Origin of the sequence: Vibrio panuliri, assembly GCF_009938205.1 — a bacterium.
Classification (GTDB): domain Bacteria; phylum Pseudomonadota; class Gammaproteobacteria; order Enterobacterales; family Vibrionaceae; genus Vibrio; species Vibrio panuliri.
The window spans coordinates 640,199-661,000 of sequence record NZ_AP019654.1; the positions used below are offsets into that span (position 1 = coordinate 640,199).

Sequence of the window (20,802 nt, forward strand, 5' to 3'; positions counted from 1 at the left end):
CTTATGAAAAGAACAATACTTCTCTTAATTCAGATGCTGCTAGTGAGTTTTTCTGTCCAAGCAGTGACCGCCCAGTCGGGCAAAATTGTCACCGTTCCACATCACCAATCAACCCAAGTGGTGATTTCGGGTAAAGCGAAAAAAGTCACCTTGGGCGATCCAGCTATTGTCGATATGTTGGTGTTGCGATCCAACGAACTGTTTTTAATTGGTAAGCGGCTTGGGACAACCAATGTCACGGTTTGGGACTCGCGCGGTCGGATCATAGAGTCGTTCAGCGTAGAGGTGACGCATGATATTAACTCTCTAAAAGCCAAACTATTTGAGTTTTTGCCGAACGAAAGAATTGAAGTTCATAGCTCTCAGGACAAAATTGTTCTCAAAGGGCTGGTGAGTACTCAGCAAAACATGGATACCGCGATCAAGATTGCCGAAACTTTCTCTCTTGGCGAATCTATTGATGAAAATGATGACGCAAAGAACGATCAAGTCGAAGAGAGCAGTGTTATCAACCTTTTGACTATTGGTGGCGCGCAGCAAGTGACTCTTGAAGTTACTGTCGCTGAAGTTCAGCGTTCATTGGTGCGCCGTTTTGATTCTAATTTCCATTTCTTCCAACGCAGCGGTGATATTACATGGGGGGCGACAACCAATGGTGCGGGTATTGATGGTATCGGTCCAATTTTAAATGTCCCTTCTGTTGACGATTTCGGTCTACTTGGCTCATTTGTCGATAGCAATACACTCTTCACTTTCGCTCTCGATATCGCGAAGCAAAACGGCGTGGCAAAAGTACTTGCCGAACCGAGTTTAACTGCTTTAAGTGGCACTAAAGCTGAATTTTTGGCCGGTGGTGAATTTCCGATTCCGGTACCAAATGAGAATGGTATCACCATCGATTATAAAGAATATGGGGTAGCGCTTGATTTTATCCCGTTCGTACTCAGTGACCAAAAAATCAATTTGCAGATGCTGGTGGATGTCAGTGAAGTGGCCAATTCAGGCGTGCTCACTTATACCCCAGGAGAGGTGAATGCGACATTCTTTGTTCCTCCTATCACTAAGCGTAGTGCAGGGAGTACGTTGGAATTGGCTGACGGACAAACAATTGGTATCGCAGGATTGCTAAGTGAGAATGCGCGCAATGTCGCCGATGGTATTCCCGGCGTTTCTGATGTGCCAGTTCTAGGGCAGTTGTTTAAATCAGAGGAGTTTACCTCTGGGGAAACAGAGCTCGTAATCTTGGTGACCCCACGTCTAGCTAAACCGATTGACCGTCGCAATATTACGCTACCCACCGATGGTTTTGTCAGTCCTAATGATGTTGAGTTCTATCTTTTAGGACAGGGCGCTCGATTGGATTTCGATAAATATCAATTACCCACCACAATTCAAAATAATACCAATGACACGATGGAGTTCAGTTCGGCTGATGGTGGTTCAGAGGGCAAATTTGGGCACAGTCTTTAGGAGGCGAACATGAAACACGTAATTTCAATAAGCACGGTGTTTATCGCGTTAAGCCTTGTGGGCTGTGCGAATGAACCTGCACTGGGCGTCAGTGTTAGTCAGTTAAAAGCTGAGCAAGTTTATAACCCTAACGCGACGCAGGAAAACCTAGGTTATGTTCCAGATGGTCATGGGCCTCGCTCACAAACCAGCCTTGAGAATTACCCTAGCGCAGGAATTGCCAAGAAACGTAAGTGATGCATTCACTTGGGAGGGGCTATGTTGGCTCTCAACCAATCCGCACCAAGAGCTAAACAGCGCGGCATAACCTTGGTGCTCATTAGTTTAGTTATGCTGTTTTTACTCGGAGTTGCTGGGTTCAGTATTGACTTGAACCATCAAGTGTTGAACAAAACACGTTTGCAAAATGCTGTCGACTCTGCGGCGTTATCTGCTGCGGTTGTCGCGGATGAAACGGGTGACGTGACGCTGGCCGAAGCTGCTGCGAGAAGCACCTTAGCCAGTTTCTCTGGCGAAGCTGGGAATAATCAGTTAGCAATCGGTGACGACTTAACGACCGTGACCTTTTCATTTGACCTTGAAACCTTCAGTGCTGCTGGGGCTTTCTCACCGCCAGCGGGAAACAATGATATTTATGTGCGCGTATCAGTACAGGATGTCGAGTTAACCCAGTTTTTAAGCTATCTGTTCGGAGTCGACAAAAATGTTTCGGCCAGTGCGGTGGCAGGAAGAAGCGCGGCCATTAATGAAGTCTGTAATATCACGCCGATTGCCATGTGTGGTGATCCGAGTGGTGACGCAGACAACGCTTGGGGCTATCAGCAAGCAGGCGTTGATATTTTGAATACTGCTCACAACTCGCCGGACCAAATTCATGAGTTAAAAATAGGTTCACAAAGTTCAACCGAGATGGGGCCCGGTAATTTCCATCTACTCGACTTTGGACAAGTTGCCGACTCTAGTGACGACAGTGGTAACGGGAATGGAAATGGCAACGGAAACGGCAATGGAAACGGCAATGGCAATGGTAACAGCGGAGGTGGTGGCGGTTCTGCGTTAGTTCGTCAAGCGCTGGCGGGAGCATACAATGCCTGTGCAACCATTGGAGGAACAGTATTGACCAAGCCAGGCAACTCAATTGGTCCAGTCGCACAAGGGTTGAACACCCGACTCAATAATTTCCAAGGTCCGATGCAAGATGATGGCACGATTTTACCGGATAAGTACATTAAAGAGCCGTCGGTACGAGCAGAAGAGGGTGAAGATTATGCTGGGGACTTTTATTACAGCAACTATGTTCAAGAGTTAGCGAGTTGCCAGGGTGAAGGTGGTATTTGCGATCAAAGCAGTTACTTACCTGAGAGTGGTTCGAGTGGTCGAAGAATACTGCGTATACCGATCGTTGATTGCACTGATGCTGGCGGTAAAACCACTTATGAAGTGATGGGACTTGGGTGTTTCTTTTTACTGCAAAGTGTTGGCCAAACAGGGCAAAGTTCGGTGTTTGGACAGTTTTTATATGATTGCATAATCAATAATGGTTCGACAGGCGTTGAGCCTGAGGACGCTGGATTGTATCGCATTCAGCTTTACAAAGATCCACTGAGTGGAGCTTCGTGATATGAAAAGAATGATAGTCAATCCCCCTAATCGATGGTTAAAACGTTCGCGTACTCAGCGTGGCTTGGCTGCGTTGGAGTTTGTTATCGCGCTACCGGTACTTTTGATGTTGGCAGTCTTAGTTATTGATATTGGTCGCGCATTGATTCAATACACTCAGGTCAACAAAGCTTTGCAGAATGGGGTGAGATATGCGGTGGTCGATACCTACGGCACACTTGATTTTGGCTCAATTGCCGACGAGAGCAACATTAAAAATGTCGTAGTGTATGGGACGCCTTCAGTGGCTGCAGATCCGGTACAATTACTCGATTATTTAGGTTTAGATAACGTGACGTTGACGATTCCTACCCCAGCGTCAAAAGAGGTCACGCTCAGCGCCTCATACACTTACACGCCGTTTTTCTCACGCTTACCTTTTCGCGATACCCCATTGAACTTTACTTTTGATGCGGCAGCCAAGATGAGGACAGCACCATGATGAAAAGGAAAATACAACGAGGTGTCACTCAAGTTGAGTTTATTATTATTGCGACCTCAGTGTTGTTGCTACTGTTCGCGATTCTCGAACTCGCCGCCTATTTTTATTCCACACAAATGGTTAATGAAGTCACGCGAAGAGCGGCTCGTTTAGCGACGGTATGTCATATCAGTGACCGTGACGACATCCCTCAATTAGACTCGTTGAGTAATCTTTACCCATCCGGGTTTGATTCTGACAACTTAGAAATTGCTTATTTAGACGCGAATGGCGCTGAGGTAGATGTTTCTGGTTTTTTATCGACCCCTATTGCTGATAACGAAACTTTGCAGGCGCAGTTTAGTCAGGTTCGTTATGTCAGAGCGCGGGCCGTTGATTACAGTTATCGTTTTGTGGTTCTTTCAACCTTGCTCGACATCACCGGAAACACACCATCATTTGAGACAATTTTACCTGCTGAAAGCCTTGGCATTTTAAGGCAGATATCGTCAACCGGAGCGACTCGCACGGATTGCTAAAGGAGTAGCGTGATGCTAAAGCCAATAAATTTAGAAGAGAAGAAGAGCTATCTAACGCTAAAAACCAACTTGACGTTATGGGTGGTATACGCATCTTCATCATTTAAACATCATATTGATAAAGAAGTCTCGGATTGCATTAATTTGAATATTGAATGGATTGAGTTGTCGCACTTTACTCCAGATATTTTAGAGAACAAACCGGCACCCGATATCGTCTACATTGAGGTTGGTGATGGATGGGCGCAGAAAGTCGCTCACGTTTTCTCGACCAATAAACATCTTGCCGGAGAAAACAGTACCTTAATTGTTTTTGGTGAAGAGACCGACACCGCATCGTTGAAAATGGCATTGCGCTTAGGGGCGTCAGATTACTTCTCATTGACCGCAGAGTTTGGTGAGCTCTATCCACTACTTAAAGTCACTGCTGAGGATAAAGTAGCGGCACGTGAGATGGGGAGCTTGACACTTTTTATCAATACCAAAGGGGGAGCGGGTGCGACAACACTAGCGACCAACACAGCCATCGAGCTTGCGACATACTCAAAAGGGAATGTATTGCTTGTTGATCTGGATACCCAGTTTAGTGATGTTGCGGATTACCTTAATAGTCGCCCTAAGTACAGTATTAACGATGTCATCAACGCCTTAGGCGATCTCGATGAGTTCTCTTTAGATGGTTTAGTTTATAAACATTCATCGGGGTTAAGCTGTTTGAGCTTTAGTCCCGAAACACGAGAACAAAACCATAAGCTTGCGTCACAGGTGAGCAAGTTGCTGCCAGTTTTGCGCCAATACTATCGTCATATTGTGATTGATATGTCGCGAGGAATTGAGCATACCTTTCAGCAAGTTGTTTCTCCTGCCACCCATGTTTATCTCGTCCTACAGCAAAATATTACCTCAGTTAAACATGCAACCGATTTAGTAAGAAGTTTAGAGTTCGACTATGGTTTAAAAAGCGAACAGTTGGATTTAGTCGTCAATCGATATGAAAAGAAAGCGCCAATATCACTTAAAGATATAGAAGATACGCTCGAAGAAAAAACTGTGATACTGATCCCCAATAATTTTCAGCTTGCGATGGAGTGTGCGAATTTAGGCAACCCGATCGTACAAGCAAAACGAAATAGCGCCATTAAAACGGCATTGGCGGATTTGTCTCACAAGATAGAGCAACCTGAAAAGGAAAAACAAGGTTGGTTTGGCAAGCTTTTTAGTTAGTGAGGGAACGCTATGTTTTTTAAAAGAAAAAACGTCAGTCATAACTTGCAAGATATTCCAACTACACCTCAGCACGAACCTGAGCATGCGGTTGAAGTGGTACAAAGTGATGCCATGACGCCAATGGAAGCGAAGCTAAAAGTGATAGAGGAGCAGACGAAGCAACTTGAGCAAGAACAAGAGATTAAGCACTACTATCACAAGAAATTACTCGATACTCTGGATTTAGGTGTTCTTTCTCAGCTTCAAGAAGATCGTGGTCGAGAAGAGTTGCGAGAGGCGATCAGCCGTTTGATCAATGAAGACAAAACCCATCCTTTGAGTTCAGAAGCGCGAGTGAGAATCGTCAAGCAGATAGAAGATGAAGTGTTTGGTTTAGGACCGCTAGAACCTCTGCTTGCTGATAGTACCATTTCAGACATTTTGGTTAACGGACCCAAAAACATCTATGTTGAGCGCTTTGGTAAGCTAGAACGCACACCTCATACCTTTTTAGACAACCGCCACCTACGCAATATCATTGATCGAATCGTCAGCCAAGTTGGGCGCAGAATTGATGAGTCATCTCCCATGGTTGATGCGCGACTCAAAGATGGCTCTCGCTTTAATGCCATTATTCCTCCACTTGCGATTGACGGGCCTTCTGTTTCTATTCGTCGTTTTGCGGTTGAGCGCCTAACTATGGACAACTTGCTTGAACTTGGCTCGGTGAGCGAACCCATGGCGAAGTTCTTAAATGCAGCTGTGGTCGGGGAGATGAACATACTTATCTCAGGCGGTACAGGCTCGGGGAAAACGACCAGCTTAAACATTCTTTCTAGTTTTATTCCTAGCGACCAGCGCATTGTGACGATTGAAGACTCGGCTGAACTGCAGTTGCAACAACCTCATATCATCCGCTTAGAAACGCGACCGGCCAACATAGAAGGCAAAGGAGAGATTCCTCAACGGGAACTGGTTAAAAACTCGCTACGGATGCGACCGGATCGCATCGTGGTGGGGGAGGTTCGTGGCAGCGAAGCGGTAGATATGCTCTCAGCGATGAACACGGGACACGATGGTTCGTTAGCGACCATTCATGCTAATACTCCACGGGATGCGTTAAGCCGTATAGAGAATATGTTTTCGATGGCTGGCTGGAATGTTTCAACTAAGAACCTGCGTTCACAAATCGCTTCAGCGATTCATTTGGTGGTCCAGATGGATCGCCAAGAAGACGGTAAACGTCGTATGGTCAGCATACAAGAGATCAATGGTATGGAAGGTGAGATCATCACCATGTCAGAGATTTTTACGTTTAAACGACAAGGGGTCGATGAGCACGGTAATGTACTGGGACGTTATGTCGCAACCGGGATTGTACCAAGTTGCCACGATCAATTGATCAAGCGTGGTTTAGATGTGCCGTTTGAACTGTTCAACGAGAAGAGCTAGAGGAGGCGATTATGCAGAGTCAAATGCCGCTGTTTTTCATCTTGCTCTTTCTTTCGGTCTTTTTGATTAGCCAAGCGTTGATTCTCCCTTCGGTGGGTAAAAAAGTACGACATAAGCAGTTGATGAAGAGGCTGCGTGAGAGCCACAAGCACATTGATGCGGAAAGTATCAATCTTTTGCGAGAGAATGCTTTACGAGATCTTAATCCGCTGGAGAAATGGTTAATTCAGTTCTCATTTTTTGAAAGCGTGAAAAAGAAACTCGATCTTGCTGGTATTCGCACTAGCTTTAGTAAGTTCCTCTTTCTCTCTTTTCTAGTAGGTGTGGCGTTTCTTCTGGTATTGCTGCTTCTTAATCAGATCTGGTATCTCAGCATCGGTGTGATGTTTGTGATTTGGGTGGTTGAGTACTTTGTGATTCAGAAGATGATCAACGATCGGCTACAAAAATTTGAAGAACAGTTGCCTGAAGCGCTCGATATTATTAAGCGCGTGTTGCAAGCAGGGCAGCCTCTCAACCACGCCTTTTATGAAGTGGGCAAGGAAATGCCCGCACCGCTTGGGCCAGAGTTCCTGAACACCTATAACTTACTTAACTACGGATATGATTTGCGCCTTGCCATTATGCAAATGTCAGAGCGTTCACCAACAATCTCCATGTTGGCTTTTTCTAGTGCGGTGCTGCTGCAAAAAGAGACCGGCGGTAACTTAACGGAAAACTTAGACAAACTTTCTCAAATCCTGCGAGCGCGCTTTAAACTCTCGCGAAAAATAAAGACGATCTCGGCCGAGTCGCGTATGTCTGCATGGGTACTGGTACTCGCTCCATTTGGTTTGTACGCCATCATCTACCTAATTAATCCTGAATATATTCAAGTGCTTCATTCTGATCCTCGAGGGTTAAAGATGGTTGGCGTCGGCATGATAGCGCTTGCGATTGGTACGTTATGGATTCGGAAGATCGTTAATATTGAGGTATAGCATATGGATGATTTATTCGATTGGATTAATGGTTTAAGCCTCAATCAAGAAACCGTCATTATGATTTTGGTGCTGGTCACTACGATGTTGGTGGTACTTACGGTTGGTTCGATTGTGATCGGTATAAATTCGCCCCTCCGTCGTCGTTTAATGGAGCTATCTGGTGATCACAAAGAGGGCGCGGCGAACAGCAGTAAAATGGTGGACACTTTGGAGTCATTTGCTGCTCCCATAATGTCACCCAAAAATGAGAAAGAGCGTCAAACAACTCGACATCATCTGATGCATGCTGGCTTTCATCAGAATAACTCACTGACGCTGTTCTACTCACTCAAGTTTGTGACCACGATTATCGGCTTACTGATTGCGGTATTAATTTATTTTTCGCTACCCGATTCTAAGTATGTGTATGTCTATATTTGTTTATCTGTGGGTGGCGGTCTGTTTATACCTGACTATCTGTTGAGCCGAATGGTGAAAAAACGCCAAGCTCTGATCCGTGCAGGGGTACCGGATATGCTCGACTTGCTCGTGGTATGTACGGAGTCGGGTCTTGGTTTTAATGCGGCGTTGCGTCGGGTGGCGGATGAGTTAGTGATTTCACATCCTGAACTGGCTGATGAACTTGATACGGTTTGTGTCAAGATTCAAGCAGGTAAAACCATGCCAGAGGCCTTACGAGAGTTGGTGGTGAGAACGGGGATTGATGAGATTAGTGGCTTAGTTAGCATGTTGAGTCATGCTTCGCGAATTGGTGGTAGTCTCGTGCAATCGTTACGTGAATATACCGAAGACTACCGTGACAAGCGTTATCAAGCTGCGGAAGAGAAAGCCGCCAAAATTCCCGTCAAAATGATGTTTCCAATGGTGATGTTTATATGGCCATGTTTCTTTATTGTCGCGATAGGGCCAGCGTTAATTTCGTTAATGGATGCGTTTGCCAACAATTAACCGAATACAATCAAACATAAGGTAGGGATGATTATGTGGATTAGAACATCAGCGATTGCGTTAGCGGTTGCCTTATTAGCAGGGTGTGCGTCCTCAAACTCAAACGATGATTTTGATACCTCGTTATATGCAGGTAAGCCTGTAGAGAGTTTGACTAGTGCCGAACCTCCGAAAAGTGAAGAGGAAGCGTTAGCACGAGGCGATATGGCGCTAGCCAATAAAGATATCGATCTTGCGCTCTATGAATATTTACGCTCACTGACATTTTCAAATGCCAAACACAAAGATAAGACGCTGTATACCGTCGGTAAGATTCATCAAACTAAGCCAGATCTCGTGTTGGCTGAAAGAGCGTTTAAAGCCTCACTACAAGAGAATCCAGACAATGTTGGTGCACTAGAAGAGTTGGGCGCTTTGTATAGTCGCAGTGGTCGAACAGATGAAGGGATGAGTTACTTTATCAAAGCAATCAATGCGGATCTCATTCGTTTGAAACTCACACCGGATCTTACCCAAGAGACGATTTCAACCGAGCGAATAGCAAAGTTGGAATATGACAGTATGTCTCCTGATGGTGCATACAATGGATTGGGTGTGCTCTACGATGTGAAAGGTGAACATGAGTTGGCTCAATCGTTATTTGTTGATGCGATTGAAATTAACAACAACAACCTGGATGCGATTATCAATCTTGGTTACTCCTATTACATGTCTCAGGACTATGCCAAAGCGATGGTCTACACAAAAGCAGCGCTCAATCGAGACAATGACAATGAGAAAGCACTAAATAACTTAGCGTTGGTTTATTTGTCACAAGGTCAGGTTCGTCAGGCGTTGAATGTGTTCAGTCGTCATTTATCGCCACCGGAAGCACTTAATAATGTCGGCTACTTTTTGATTTTACAGGGCAAGGCTGAACAAGCTATTCCATACCTTCAGCAAGCGATTGATAAGAACCCCACCTACTATGAAGTTGCAAACAAGAATCTTGAGCGAGCGCTTTCTATGGTGAGACAGGGGGCATCAGGATCAAGCATTACTATCCAATAAAACGATAAAGAGACGCATGGTGCGTCTCTTTGTTAATGGCTCATTCCACTAAATCATTCCCATCGCCAATCCAGCGAGAATAAAGGTCAATACCATCCAAATGATTGGCAGTTTAAGCTGTTTCATTAGATAGAACCCGACCAGAATTAAGGCGACATCAATAGGGTTGATGACTGCACTGGTGAACACGGGTTGGTAGAGCGCCGATACCAGCAAACCTACTACTGCCGCATTCACTCCACTGACCGCGCCAGCAACTTGGGGTTTTTGTGCGAGTGATTGCCAGTTTTTAAGTACGCCAAGTAGCAACAAGAAACCGGGTAGGAACACGGCAATGGTTGCTACCAATGCGCCAGCAATTGGTGCATTGGGTTGTAGTTCATACCCGATATACGTGGCAAAGGTAAACATCGGCCCTGGCACTGCTTGCGCTGCGGCATAACCAGTCAAAAAAGCATCTTGGCTCAGTTGGTCGCCTACAATGTTTTGTAACAGCGGTAGGACAACGTGACCGCCACCGAACACCAAACTACCCGCTTGGAAAAAGTCGTTAAACAAGCCAAGCGTTGGCGTAAGGTGCGCAATCAAAGGCAAGCCCAATAGAATGATGGCAAATAGAGCCAACGGCAAAATGGTTGGAGTGAATGCTTTCGATTCAAGTGGCGCATCTCCTTTGAGGTATCTTGCCCCAATGACTGCGGCGATCACCAATACCACCATTTGTGTCGCAATGCTTGGTATCGTCAACAAAGCGATAGCGGTGACTAAACATAAGCTAACTGAGAGGGTGTTTTTACAAAAGTTTTTGTACATTCCCCACGTTGCATCCGCAACTACCACTACGGCTAGGAGTTTTAATCCGTGCACTATGCTTTGAAAGGCGGTGGTTTCGGTTAGCTGACTCGAGACTACCGCCAGTAGCACCATGATCAGAACCGAGGGAAGAGTGAAACCGATGAAAGCGGCGCAGGCACCTGTTAGCCCTCCGCGTTTGTAGCCAAGGGCAAAACCCACTTGGCTTGAACCAGGTCCCGGTAGGAATTGGCTTAACGCAACTATTTGGGCGTACTCGCTATCATCCAGCCATTGGAGTTTTTCTACAAAAGTTTGGCGAAAGTAGCCGATATGCGCAGCAGGACCACCGAAGCTGATCCAACCGAGCCAGAAAAAAGTTTTAAATATCGAGAGCATCTGAATGACAACCTTATCGTTCTTTACTGCTGTTAGAGTAAAAAAAATAGTATGATGACTCAAATTAATAGATTTAATTTCATCTATGAATGAAATGGGATGGTGAATTTGGCAAACTCTAACGATCTGCAATGGCGTAATATCGACTTAAACTTGCTGGTCACATTCTCTTATCTTTATCGTTATCGCAGCGTTAGCATTGCAGCGGAAAAGAGTTTTGTCAGCCAGTCTGCCATGAGCCATAGTTTATCTCGGTTAAGGCAACTGTTTGATGATCCTTTGTTCGTGCGCAAAGGGCACAAAATGGAGCCCACAGAGCATGCTCATCATATCGCTCCTATTGTCGGTCAGCTATTAGATTCAATAACCCACAACTTGTTGACTAAAGAGCATTTTTCTCCACAAAGTTACTCAGGAGTGTGCCGTATTGGCTTGACGGATTACGCAGAGTTTATTTTTGCGCCGGCTATTTATGATCAAATTCGTCGCCAAGCCCCGCGCGCGCAGGTGAGTTTTATCAATGTCAATCGCAGCAACTATGTCAGCATCACTGAGCAAGAGAAATTGGATATTGTGATTGGCAGTATGCCAACGCTTGATGAGGAGTTTGATAGCCAATACCTATATACCGAAAAGCACGTCTGTCTTGCTGATAGTCAGGTTTTAAACTTGGAAGGATCACTGACGCTTGAGGTATTTGCAGGCATTGAGCAAGCGCTTGTGAGCCCAGATGGAAGCTTAGCTACCCAAGTAGATAAGAAACTCGCAGAGCATGGCTTAACGCGTCATGTCACGGTTGCATCGCGCAATTTCCTGACCATACGTAATTTATTGAAACAACGTCGCTTGATTGCCATTGTTCCGGAGAAAATGGCTAATGCTGCTGGCTTTGATGACACTTTAACCACCTTTACTCCACCAGTGCCCGTCGCCGATTTCGATATTGCCATGCTTTGGCATACTAGTCGGGCTAGCGAAGAGAAAAATGGTTGGCTGAGAGAGTTGGTAGAAACGGTGATCGTGGGGCGGGGGAGCAAGTAAAAATTCGCGCTATCGCAAGTGCAGATAGCGCGAATGGCAGTGTTCTAGTGTTGTTTTCTAAAGCAGCGTGCTAACCGACATGATGAGAAGGCAATAATGCAGTAGGCTAACAGTTCAGTGCCTTCTTCAGCGATGTTTTTGACGTCGCGTACATAGTGTTCTTGCATTACCCCTTTCCAAAAATTCCCCATTCCAAACAAGCGTGAGTACACCAACAGTAGAACGATACCGAGTAGTAGCATACCCATGTTGCGGTTGTTTAAAATAACGGCTAACTGGTCCAGGCTTTGTTTACCGTTGCGAACGGCATAAGCAATTGCACTGAACGCGACCGCCATGGCTGGGTAGCGCCAAAAACCGTGGGCAATGTAGTCGAATAACGCATCGTTTTCACGAATGAGCATGACTAAGAAAAAAGCCGCAATTAATGTCGCCGCGTGTTTCAGTTTAGGCTGTTGACTCGCTAGGTAAAAGAATGAGCCGGAAGCAATGATTAACATCACTTGCTCAAGTCCTTCGGTGAGAGACAGTTCACCGAGTGTGTTGCCCAGCAGAATGTAATCAACGCGCATAACCACGTTGACCAGCAAACAGATTGCGACACCAATCAGAGTCATCAGACTGCGCTTAAGGATGATGTTCTTGGTTGATTGCGACAAAGCAAATTCGTCGCGCAGGGTTTTATCCTGAGAATAGGTTGTTGTTTTCATGGCAGCAATATAAATAGGATAATGTACGGCCAGTTTATTGGTTATTTATTTATCAATTGTCAGAAGATTGTCATTAATTGAACGCTGTGCAATTGATGCAGTCATGCTGTTGCCTATGATGAGTATATGGGTTTGAGCGAACTGATTTAGGTCAGTTGATAACGTGTCCAGATCTTGCTGCGCCAACGTCTGGCCATAATTAAACCGCGGAACCATTCATCCATGGCGATGGCGATCCAAGCTCCCAAAACGCCATAACCCCAATGCACACCAAGTAGGTAACTGAACAACACGCCAAGCCCCCACATACTCAAGATGCCCATTTTGACTGGAAACTGAATATCACCAGCCGCTTTAAGGGCGGATATGAAAATAAGGTTAAACACGCGCCCGGCTTCCAGCAAAATTGAACCAGCGATTAGGCTGGCCGTTAACGCAGCAATTTCAGCTTGGTCGGTAAAGAGTGGAATAATGCTATCGCTTAATAGATAGGTGGTGATCGTAACGATATTGGTGACGAGAAAACCCACTACAAAGTATTTTTGCACACGTTTTAATATCGCATCTACCCAACCACGACCAATAAAATAGCCAGCTTGAATTTGGCTGCCTTGTCCTACCGCGAGAGCGAAGGCAAAAGAGACACGCGCGATGTTTTGCGCATAAGTAAATGCAGCCAGAGATGCGGTGCCCATTTGAACGACAAAGTAGATGATTGTCAGTTGTGCGAGGTTATATGACAGCATTTCTCCCGCGTTCATCATGCCAATACGAACAATGCGTTGATAAATGACTTTGGGAATAACGCGCCATTGAGCAAAAGGGAGCTCAATATCTGTTGTGCGCAATTTATAACAAAGCATCAGGGTGCCCAGTACTTGGCTGGTGACGGTCGAAATCGCCACACCTTGAACGCCAAAGACAGGTAAGCCAAAGGGTTGGTAAAGCGCGATGTAGTTACCCGCGATATTGAGCACCCCCGCAATTAAGTTAATCACCATTGGAGCACGCGAATAGCCATGGCTACGTAGTATGGTGGTGAGTACGATCCCCATGGTTACGTTAAATGTCATCGAGCCACTAATGAGCAAGTACTCTTGAGCATAGTGTTGAACTTTGCTTTCTAAACCATAGTAGGGAAGCAAATAGTAGGCTGCGGTCACAGCAAACAGACTCAAAAACACCCCAACTAATGCTGACATTAGGATACTTGCAATCGCAACATGGGAGGATTCTTGATGACGTTCAGAACCGTTATATTGCGCAATTAAAATACCCGTGCCACTGCTTACCATTGAAGAAATAATGATCAAGAAAAAAGAGATTTGCGTGATCACCCCAACCGCTGATACTGCTTTATCTGAGTAACTGCTGAGCATAAATACATCACTGGTATTGATCGCAGTTCGCAGCATAATTTCGACGAATAAAGGCCAAGTCAGCGTGAGGATACTCATGCGCTTATCAATTGCATTAGGTAGTGAAGACATTGGTAGTGCTCAGCAGCAGAAGGAAGAAAAAGCGGCTTATTATATCGACGAAAAAGTGAGCGTATAGAGGTTTTCTTATTTAGTGGTAAAACGGCCGCGAATAGGGCAGCCGTGTGGTTGGGCGCTATCGGGTTGCGAGTAGTTTATCAATGATTTGGCGGCTTTCCGCCGTTACGCCAGCAAGATTGCCATATTTAGGTTGGTGACGATCATTCTCTAACGGGTGGTGCCAACCAATAGTATGTTGGATAAATTGCTCTGCAAACTGTTCAGAAATCTCCAAGCAACCTGCCAGTACCGTATCGACATAGGTTTGTACGATAGGGCTTAGCTCACAAGGTGGTGTGGCTTGTTCAGTCACATAGATCCAGATGCGGTCGGTTTCAGACAGAGGATGTTGGCAGTCAATGTCTTGATGACCAATCTGGATGCGCTGATAACCACGCTCGCGTCGGTCAAACTCAACCAACTGGCCGTCGTCTACCTGCAATAAAACCCCATTGATTAAGCCCTCTCCCTGTGTCACAACTAATGGTGCCAAGATATAACTCTCATCGACTTTTCCCCAATAGCGACATAGCCCATGAGCGACCGCAGGCCTCGCTGCGGAAGTTTGCCCCGTTAAGCGCCGAGAGGCAGAGTTCATCAAGCTGCCATAGCCAAAGATATATTGATTCATATTGCTACTATTGGTTGAACGAAGATGTTTCATACTACTTAGATTTGCGCATTCGACAAAGTGCATTGTGTTCAACCTTATTGCAGAGTGTTATATACCCCCCAACCTCGAGATGCCTAATTCAGTCACAAGGCTTTGAATTCTTCATCTGATAAGTCAATATAAATTAAAAAGGTCATATTGACTCTTTATTGTGAGTGTCAATATGACCTTTTATTGAAGGTTTTGTTGTTTAAATTGCTGATTTTAATGGTTTTAAAACTTGGCTCAAATAATGCAGAGAAGATTCAGAACGATATTTTGGAGTCTGATAGTGCTCAACATTACTGATAAGCGGGTTGAAGAAAAAATCCCTGCAATTTTACGCCTTGGTTTTCGTCCTTTTTTCTTTCTGGGGGCAATCTATGCGTTGATTGCGATTCCTGTTTGGGTCGCAATGTTTCACTATGGTCAACCGCAAACCCTCAATGTCCCTGCGCTATGGTGGCATGTTCATGAGATGTTGTTTGGTTTTTCTATGGCGATTGTGGTTGGCTTTGTATTAACGGCAGTACAAAACTGGACAGGAATAAATGGCACTAAAAGTTATCGATTATTAGCCATAGTGGTGCTTTGGTTGACACCTCGCTTGTTGCTCTGGACACCCGCACCACTTTGGCTAATCTCAATTATTGATGCCTTGTTTCTCGCTGTTGTCGCTTATGAAGTGGCTTGGCGCGTGGTGAAAGCCAAAGGCTACCGAAATCTCTTTTTTGTGCCTTTGTTTTTGTTGGCGATTGTCGCTAACTTTGCCAGCTATGCTTGTGTGAAAGGTATGCCGCCATTTTCAGCCTCGGCAGTATGGCAAGCAATGCTATGGTGGTTCACTTTGTTGTTGTCGATTATGGGTGGACGCGTTATCCCATTCTTTACCGCGCGACGTTTCAACTTTGAAAAACCGCAACCGCTTCTATGGTTAGAGTGGGCCGCAAACCTACCGTTAGTCGCGCTATTTATCTTAAGCTTTTTTCCGCTGGCGATGGCTCAGTTGGGAGCAGGGATAATGCTATTTGCTGGTGTTGCTCAGTCTGTGCGTTTTGTACGTTGGCAGCCATGGAAAACGTTCAAAGAGCCGTTGGTTTGGTCCCTTCATGCGGCCTATCTATGTATTCCGCTGAGCTTGCTTGCGCGTGGTTTATGGCAAAATGCCTTCGCATCTCACAATATGATTCATCTATTTGCCATCGGTGCATTGAGCGGTTTGATTTTGGCGATGATTGCTCGAGTCACAATGGGGCATACTGGGCGTGCGATTTATCAAGGTCCTAAGATGGCTTTCGCATTTGCGAGTTTGATGTTAGCGGCGTTAGTTCGTAGCTTTGGGGTTGCCATGTTCCCTGCCGATATGTTGCTGATGATTGATATTAGCGGCGGGTTATGGGTGATCGCTTTTGCCCTATTTGTAGTGAAGTTTGGTTATATGTTGCTAACACCAAGGGTCGACGGACACCCTGGTTAAGTACCTGATAAGCAAAAGGCTTGGTGAACACCAAGCCTTTGTTTTATCCCGTGACAACCTTGTCTAAATATTGCCGAGATTGAAGTCTTTCTGGAAGTAGAGCACTTTTTGCAAGTATCGGCGCGCTTCCCCTTTCGGGTGTTTGGTGGTTAACGTGTCGTAAACCTGCCTCGGGCTTGAGTTGTTCAGTTTCACCATGGCGCGTTTGCGATCGCTATCAAAGGCGGATAGCACTCTTCCCGTCCCGCCGTTGTAGGCAGATATCATACTGAAATGCATCGAAGTTGGATTCTTTACTTCACGTAAATATCGGTTCTTCAAAATGTAAAAATAAGCGGCACCAGTATCAATATTATTAGCAGGATCAAAGAGGTATTCTTTAGTTGGAATGCCGGGTTTATTTTTTACTAAGTTAAACACATCCGCGCCAGCGGTTTTTGGGATCACCTGCATTAAGCCATAAGCGCCAGCATGGCTTACCGCATATGGGTTAAAGCTACTTTCGGTCTTGATAATCGAGTAGATAAGATCTTCTGACAAACCGTAACGACGAGCGGCGTCACGAATTAGCCCAGCGTATTGGTATTCCCGTTGCTCCAGATGGTCACTGACCATGGTAATTTCCACATAGAGTGCCTTGCCACGTTTAATGCTCTTACTGCGCAGTGAGTTTGCCATTAAATAGTCGGCATAACGGTTGGCACGCCACTCCCACTCTATGGGTTTGCCATCATGGTCCAATACTTGTCCAAGTAAGAAAGGTTTCCCACGTAAAACAGCTTCTTTATCACTAAACAATTCAGCATGGGCAGGATCGGCAGGCATAAGTAGCGTCTGCACGATGGCTTTCTGCAACTTTTGTTCTGGCTGATACTGAGAGATGGTTGATACATAGATTTTGCCCGCATCAAAGTCGATATGGGCGCGGGTGTTGTAGCCATCGAGGTACTTTACATAGCGGTGCTTACCAGCTTCAACAAACTCATCTTCACCCCAGCGATCTTTGGCTAACTTTGCCACATAGGCAAGAAGTTGGTTGATACTTTCTTGATTGGCGTTCGCTGGTGGTGTCACAACCGACGGTGGCGTAGAAGGGCAATAGCAAGTGTCTTGCTCAGGTGAAAGTGAACAACCACCCAGTAGCAGAAGCAATAAATAAGTCAGTTTTTTCATTGTATTGATGAAGTCTTAGGCAAGGTTTAGCGGCTTGATAATAAGGAGCAGGAGGGAGGAGAGATAATCAATTGTTTTTATCGAGATAATAAAAATCCCCGCCAGCAAGGGCGGGGATTTTAAGGGAACTAACACTCAATTAGTTATTTTTGTGCAGCTCTGCGTTGAGCTCTACCGCGCTCTTGTTTGCCAAACATTCAATTTGACCAGTCACAGAGTTACGACGGAAGAGTAGATCAGATACGTTAGCAAGATCGCGAGCTTTCACGATTTCAACTTCGTTGCCAGATGCGTCAAGCATGCGTACTTTTGAACCCGCAGTGACATATAGACCCGACTCGATAGTACAACGGTCGCCCATAGGGAAACCAAGGCCAGCGTTCGCGCCAAGTAGTGAGTTCTCACCGATAGAAACCACAACTTTACCACCACCAGAAAGTGTACCCATGATAGAGGCACCGCCACCGATATCAGAACCGTTACCAACGACAACACCCGCAGAGATACGGCCTTCAACCATGCTTACGCCAGTCGTACCCGCGTTGAAGTTGATGAAGCCTTCATGCATTACCGTTGTGCCTTCACCCACGTGTGCGCCAAGACGCACGCGAGAAGTGTCAGCGATACGCACACCTGTTGGTACTACGTAGTCCACCATTTTAGGGAACTTGTCGACGCAATCTACGCTTAGGGCGCGGCCAGCAAGACGCGCTTCGATTTGACGCTCAGCCAGCTCTGGCAGATCGATAGGGCCTTCGTTTGTCCATGCGATGTTGTGCAGTAGACCGAAGATGCCGTCGAGTACCGTGCCGTGTGGCTTCACTAGGCGGTTAGAGATAAGTTGCAGTTTTAGGAAGCCTTCAGCAACGGATTGTGGCTGCTCGTCACTAGCAAGAATAACCAGTACCAGCGGTTGTGCTGATTCTGCCGCTTTTGCTGCGAAAGATGCGTTTGCTGCATCGCCGTTTGCTTGGAAAACTGTTGCTAGTTCTGCGCTTTGTGCAGCAGAGATCTCGATAGCTTGGTTGCCTTGTTCGTAACCTGCTACTGCTGCTAGTGCGTTAACAAGATCTTCGCTAGGGTTAAGCACTGGGTTTGGGAAAAACGCTTCGATGATTTTGCCGTCGCGGTTTTTAGTTGCTGTACCAAAGGCTAGAGAAAAGAAAGCCATAGTTGATCTCCATGTGTTGAGTCTTTTTGCTTCTCGCCGCTTCACTGGCAAGAACTTGGAATTTGTTGACAGTCATCATAATGAGACTGGTGAGCAGTTTAAAGAGGGGAAATAGAGAAAGTCTGTAGATGGATACCTTTTGTCTTTCTGTCGATATGTTTGTCTGATGAGAAATGTGTCGCTAAAGCCCGATGTTGACAGGTTTTCGAGCGAAATAAGCACAAAGAAAGCAAGGCTTATTGCCGCAATAAAATAAGGGGAGGACCGAAGTCGCTCCCCCTACACTGGGTTTGGTTATATACCGTGTCTCAAAGGCTTAGCTCGCCTACTGCGACAGCCAAAGCCACCGTTGCACCCACCATAGGATTGTTACCCATACCGATAAAGCCCATCATGGCAACGTGCGCTGGTACTGAAGAGCTACCTGCGAACTGAGCATCTGCGTGCATGCGACCCATGGTGTCCGTCATACCATACGAAGCAGGGCCAGCTGCGACATTATCTGGGTGAAGAGTTCGGCCTGTACCACCACCTGATGCGACAGAGAAATAAGGCATGCCTTCACGGTTACGTTCTGCTTTGTAGATACCTGCTACAGGGTGTTGGAAGCGAGTCGGGTTGGTTGAGTTACCTGTGATGCTCACGTCTACTTGTTCTTTATGCATGATAGCCACGCCTTCACGTACATCATCAGCACCGTAACAAAGGATCTCACCACGTGGGCCTTGGGAGAAACGGCGACGTTCTACTTCCACTAACTCACCAGTTTGGTAGTTGTATTGAGTGCGTACGTAAGTGAAACCATTAATGCGTGAGATGAGGTAAGCGGCGTCTTTACCCAAGCCATTCAAGATAACTTTCAATGGATTTTTGCGTGATTTATTGACGTTCAATGCGATTTTGATTGCGCCCTCTGCCGCGGCAAATGACTCGTGACCGGCAAGAAAAGCAAAGCAGCCACTTTCTTCATTTAACAGACGAGCCGCCAATGCACCGTGACCGATACCCACTTGGCGTTGCTCTGCCACGCTGCCCGCTTTCGTGCATGCTTGCAGACCTTCACCAATGATGTTGGCTGCAGCTTCCGCTGTTTTTGCACCGCGGAAAATCGCCAATGCTGTGCCCAGTGTATAAGCATCAGCTGCGCTCTCAAACGCGATAGGTTGAGTGTCCATCACCAATGCTTTTGGGTCGATACCACGATCCATACAGTATTGATAAGCCTCTTCCAGAGAAGAAAGTTGCATTTCGTCTAATGTGCGACGTACTGATTCAGTCATTGTTGTGTTCATGATCTCTATCCTCTGGTGGCAATTATTGTTGGCGTGGGTTGATGGTTGTTACGGCTTCGTCAAAACGACCGTAAGTCCCCGTTGCTTTGTCTGCGGCTTCTGCTGCAGGTACGCCTTCGTTGATGGCTTTCATCATCTTGCCGAGGTTGAGATATTGGTAACCAATCACTTCTTTGTTTTCATCTAGCGCGAGTTTAGTTACGTAGCCTTCAGCCAGTTCCATATAACGTACGCCTTTGGCTTTGGTTGCGTAGCTAGTACCTACTTGGCTACGCTGAGTTTGACCAAGATCTTCCAGTGCGGCACCAATTTCCAAGCCACCTTCAGAGAAAGCAGATTGTGTACGACCGTAAACAAATTGCAGGAAGATTTCGCGCATTGCGACGTTGATAGCATCACACACCAAGTCGGTATTCAGAGCTTCAAGAATGGTTTTACCGGTGAGGATTTCTGCGGCCATGGCAGCTGATTGAGTCATGCCAGAACAGCCGATTGTTTCAATCAAAGCTTCTTCAATGATGCCGTTTTTAACGTTGAGGGTCAGTTTTGCCGCACCTTGTTGCGGAGCGCAAGCGCCAACGCCGTGGCTAAGACCAGAAATCGCGATAACGTCTTTTGGATTGATCATTGCGCCTTCAACAGGGATCGGTGCAGAGGCATGCAGATCGCCGCGTTGAATCGGGCACATTGATTGGATTTCGTGTGAATATTGCATAATGTTTTCCCAGTGTATTTTTATTTTTTGAGAAAACAGGAGCGGGGTTGGAGAAGAGTTGAATTGCTCACTACAGAACTCTTGCTTTCACTATATAGGCGGCGAAAGCATTTC

At 45.9% G+C, this 20,802-nt stretch carries 20 protein-coding genes; 12 read left to right on the top strand and 8 right to left on the bottom strand.

Annotated elements, in window-relative coordinates; translation table 11 throughout:
* Nucleotides 1-3 precede the first annotated feature (3 nt).
* The 10 genes from GZK95_RS02955 to GZK95_RS03000 all read left to right on the top strand — a co-directional run bounded on the left by GZK95_RS02955 (nucleotide 4) and on the right by GZK95_RS03000 (nucleotide 9,728).
* A complete protein-coding gene (locus tag GZK95_RS02955) occupies nucleotides 4-1,470 on the top strand; it encodes a type II and III secretion system protein family protein (protein ID WP_075715303.1) in 1,467 nt (488 codons plus the stop codon).
* Between the two features lie 9 nt (nucleotides 1,471-1,479).
* On the top strand, nucleotides 1,480-1,707 hold the full coding sequence (locus GZK95_RS02960) for a hypothetical protein (protein WP_075710003.1): 228 nt from the start codon (nucleotides 1,480-1,482) through the stop codon (nucleotides 1,705-1,707).
* Nucleotides 1,708-1,728: 21 nt separating this feature from the next.
* Nucleotides 1,729-3,090 (top strand): TadE/TadG family type IV pilus assembly protein, encoded by a 1,362-nt coding sequence (locus GZK95_RS02965; protein WP_075715302.1) that lies wholly within the window; start codon nucleotides 1,729-1,731, stop codon nucleotides 3,088-3,090.
* Nucleotide 3,091: 1 nt separating this feature from the next.
* Nucleotides 3,092-3,571 (top strand): TadE/TadG family type IV pilus assembly protein, encoded by a 480-nt coding sequence (locus GZK95_RS02970; protein ID WP_225624001.1) that lies wholly within the window; start codon nucleotides 3,092-3,094, stop codon nucleotides 3,569-3,571.
* The gene (locus GZK95_RS02975) at nucleotides 3,568-4,089 is read left to right on the top strand and encodes a TadE/TadG family type IV pilus assembly protein (RefSeq protein WP_075715301.1); all 522 of its coding nucleotides are present in this window, start codon (nucleotides 3,568-3,570) and stop codon (nucleotides 4,087-4,089) included. The genes GZK95_RS02970 and GZK95_RS02975 overlap by 4 nt, the downstream gene beginning before the upstream one ends.
* A 12-nt stretch (nucleotides 4,090-4,101) precedes the next feature.
* A complete protein-coding gene (locus GZK95_RS02980) occupies nucleotides 4,102-5,313 on the top strand; it encodes an AAA family ATPase (protein ID WP_075710009.1) in 1,212 nt (403 codons plus the stop codon).
* Nucleotides 5,314-5,427: 114 nt separating this feature from the next.
* Nucleotides 5,428-6,747 (top strand): CpaF family protein, encoded by a 1,320-nt coding sequence (locus GZK95_RS02985; protein WP_225624012.1) that lies wholly within the window; start codon nucleotides 5,428-5,430, stop codon nucleotides 6,745-6,747.
* An 11-nt stretch (nucleotides 6,748-6,758) separates the two neighbouring features.
* Nucleotides 6,759-7,727 carry a type II secretion system F family protein gene (locus tag GZK95_RS02990; protein ID WP_075710013.1) on the top strand — a complete coding sequence of 323 codons (969 nt, stop codon included), beginning with the start codon at nucleotides 6,759-6,761 and terminating at the stop codon, nucleotides 7,725-7,727.
* A 3-nt stretch (nucleotides 7,728-7,730) separates the two neighbouring features.
* Entirely contained in the window at nucleotides 7,731-8,678 is a 948-nt protein-coding gene (locus GZK95_RS02995) for a type II secretion system F family protein (RefSeq protein WP_075715300.1), read from the top strand.
* A gap of 33 nt (nucleotides 8,679-8,711) precedes the next feature.
* Nucleotides 8,712-9,728, top strand: a complete 1,017-nt coding sequence (locus GZK95_RS03000) for a tetratricopeptide repeat protein (RefSeq protein ID WP_075710017.1) — start codon at nucleotides 8,712-8,714, stop codon at nucleotides 9,726-9,728.
* 48 nt (nucleotides 9,729-9,776) lie between these two features.
* Here GZK95_RS03000 and chrA read toward each other — a convergent pair whose 3' ends face one another.
* On the bottom strand, nucleotides 9,777-10,919 hold the full coding sequence (chrA, locus tag GZK95_RS03005; RefSeq protein ID WP_075710019.1) for a chromate efflux transporter: 1,143 nt from the start codon (nucleotides 10,917-10,919) through the stop codon (nucleotides 9,777-9,779).
* A 99-nt stretch (nucleotides 10,920-11,018) separates the two neighbouring features.
* On the opposite strand from chrA, the gene GZK95_RS03010 reads away from it, so the two are divergent.
* On the top strand, nucleotides 11,019-11,960 hold the full coding sequence (locus GZK95_RS03010) for a LysR family transcriptional regulator (protein WP_075715653.1): 942 nt from the start codon (nucleotides 11,019-11,021) through the stop codon (nucleotides 11,958-11,960).
* 44 nt (nucleotides 11,961-12,004) lie between these two features.
* Here the strand turns inward: GZK95_RS03010 and GZK95_RS03015 are convergent, their stop codons facing one another.
* From GZK95_RS03015 to GZK95_RS03025, 3 genes are all read right to left on the bottom strand, one after another.
* On the bottom strand, nucleotides 12,005-12,670 hold the full coding sequence (locus tag GZK95_RS03015; protein ID WP_075710023.1) for a hypothetical protein: 666 nt from the start codon (nucleotides 12,668-12,670) through the stop codon (nucleotides 12,005-12,007).
* A 146-nt stretch (nucleotides 12,671-12,816) separates the two neighbouring features.
* A complete protein-coding gene (locus GZK95_RS03020; RefSeq protein WP_075715652.1) occupies nucleotides 12,817-14,160 on the bottom strand; it encodes an MATE family efflux transporter in 1,344 nt (447 codons plus the stop codon).
* Between the two features lie 124 nt (nucleotides 14,161-14,284).
* Nucleotides 14,285-14,839 carry a gamma-glutamylcyclotransferase family protein gene (locus GZK95_RS03025; RefSeq protein WP_075715654.1) on the bottom strand — a complete coding sequence of 185 codons (555 nt, stop codon included), beginning with the start codon at nucleotides 14,837-14,839 and terminating at the stop codon, nucleotides 14,285-14,287.
* Between the two features lie 313 nt (nucleotides 14,840-15,152).
* Here GZK95_RS03025 and GZK95_RS03030 point away from each other — a divergent pair, with 313 nt between their 5' ends.
* Nucleotides 15,153-16,337 carry an NnrS family protein gene (locus GZK95_RS03030; RefSeq protein WP_075715651.1) on the top strand — a complete coding sequence of 395 codons (1,185 nt, stop codon included), beginning with the start codon at nucleotides 15,153-15,155 and terminating at the stop codon, nucleotides 16,335-16,337.
* 63 nt (nucleotides 16,338-16,400) lie between these two features.
* Here GZK95_RS03030 and mltC read toward each other — a convergent pair whose 3' ends face one another.
* The 4 genes from mltC to GZK95_RS03050 form a co-directional block, all read right to left on the bottom strand.
* Nucleotides 16,401-17,510 carry a membrane-bound lytic murein transglycosylase MltC gene (gene mltC / locus GZK95_RS03035; RefSeq protein WP_075715650.1) on the bottom strand — a complete coding sequence of 370 codons (1,110 nt, stop codon included), beginning with the start codon at nucleotides 17,508-17,510 and terminating at the stop codon, nucleotides 16,401-16,403.
* 139 nt (nucleotides 17,511-17,649) lie between these two features.
* The gene (gene dapD, locus GZK95_RS03040) at nucleotides 17,650-18,681 is read right to left on the bottom strand and encodes a 2,3,4,5-tetrahydropyridine-2,6-dicarboxylate N-succinyltransferase (protein WP_075715649.1); all 1,032 of its coding nucleotides are present in this window, start codon (nucleotides 18,679-18,681) and stop codon (nucleotides 17,650-17,652) included.
* A gap of 308 nt (nucleotides 18,682-18,989) precedes the next feature.
* Entirely contained in the window at nucleotides 18,990-19,973 is a 984-nt protein-coding gene (locus GZK95_RS03045) for a GGGtGRT protein (protein WP_075710033.1), read from the bottom strand.
* A gap of 22 nt (nucleotides 19,974-19,995) precedes the next feature.
* Entirely contained in the window at nucleotides 19,996-20,688 is a 693-nt protein-coding gene (locus tag GZK95_RS03050) for an iron-sulfur cluster assembly scaffold protein (RefSeq protein ID WP_075710035.1), read from the bottom strand.
* Nucleotides 20,689-20,802: the final 114 nt, after the last annotated feature.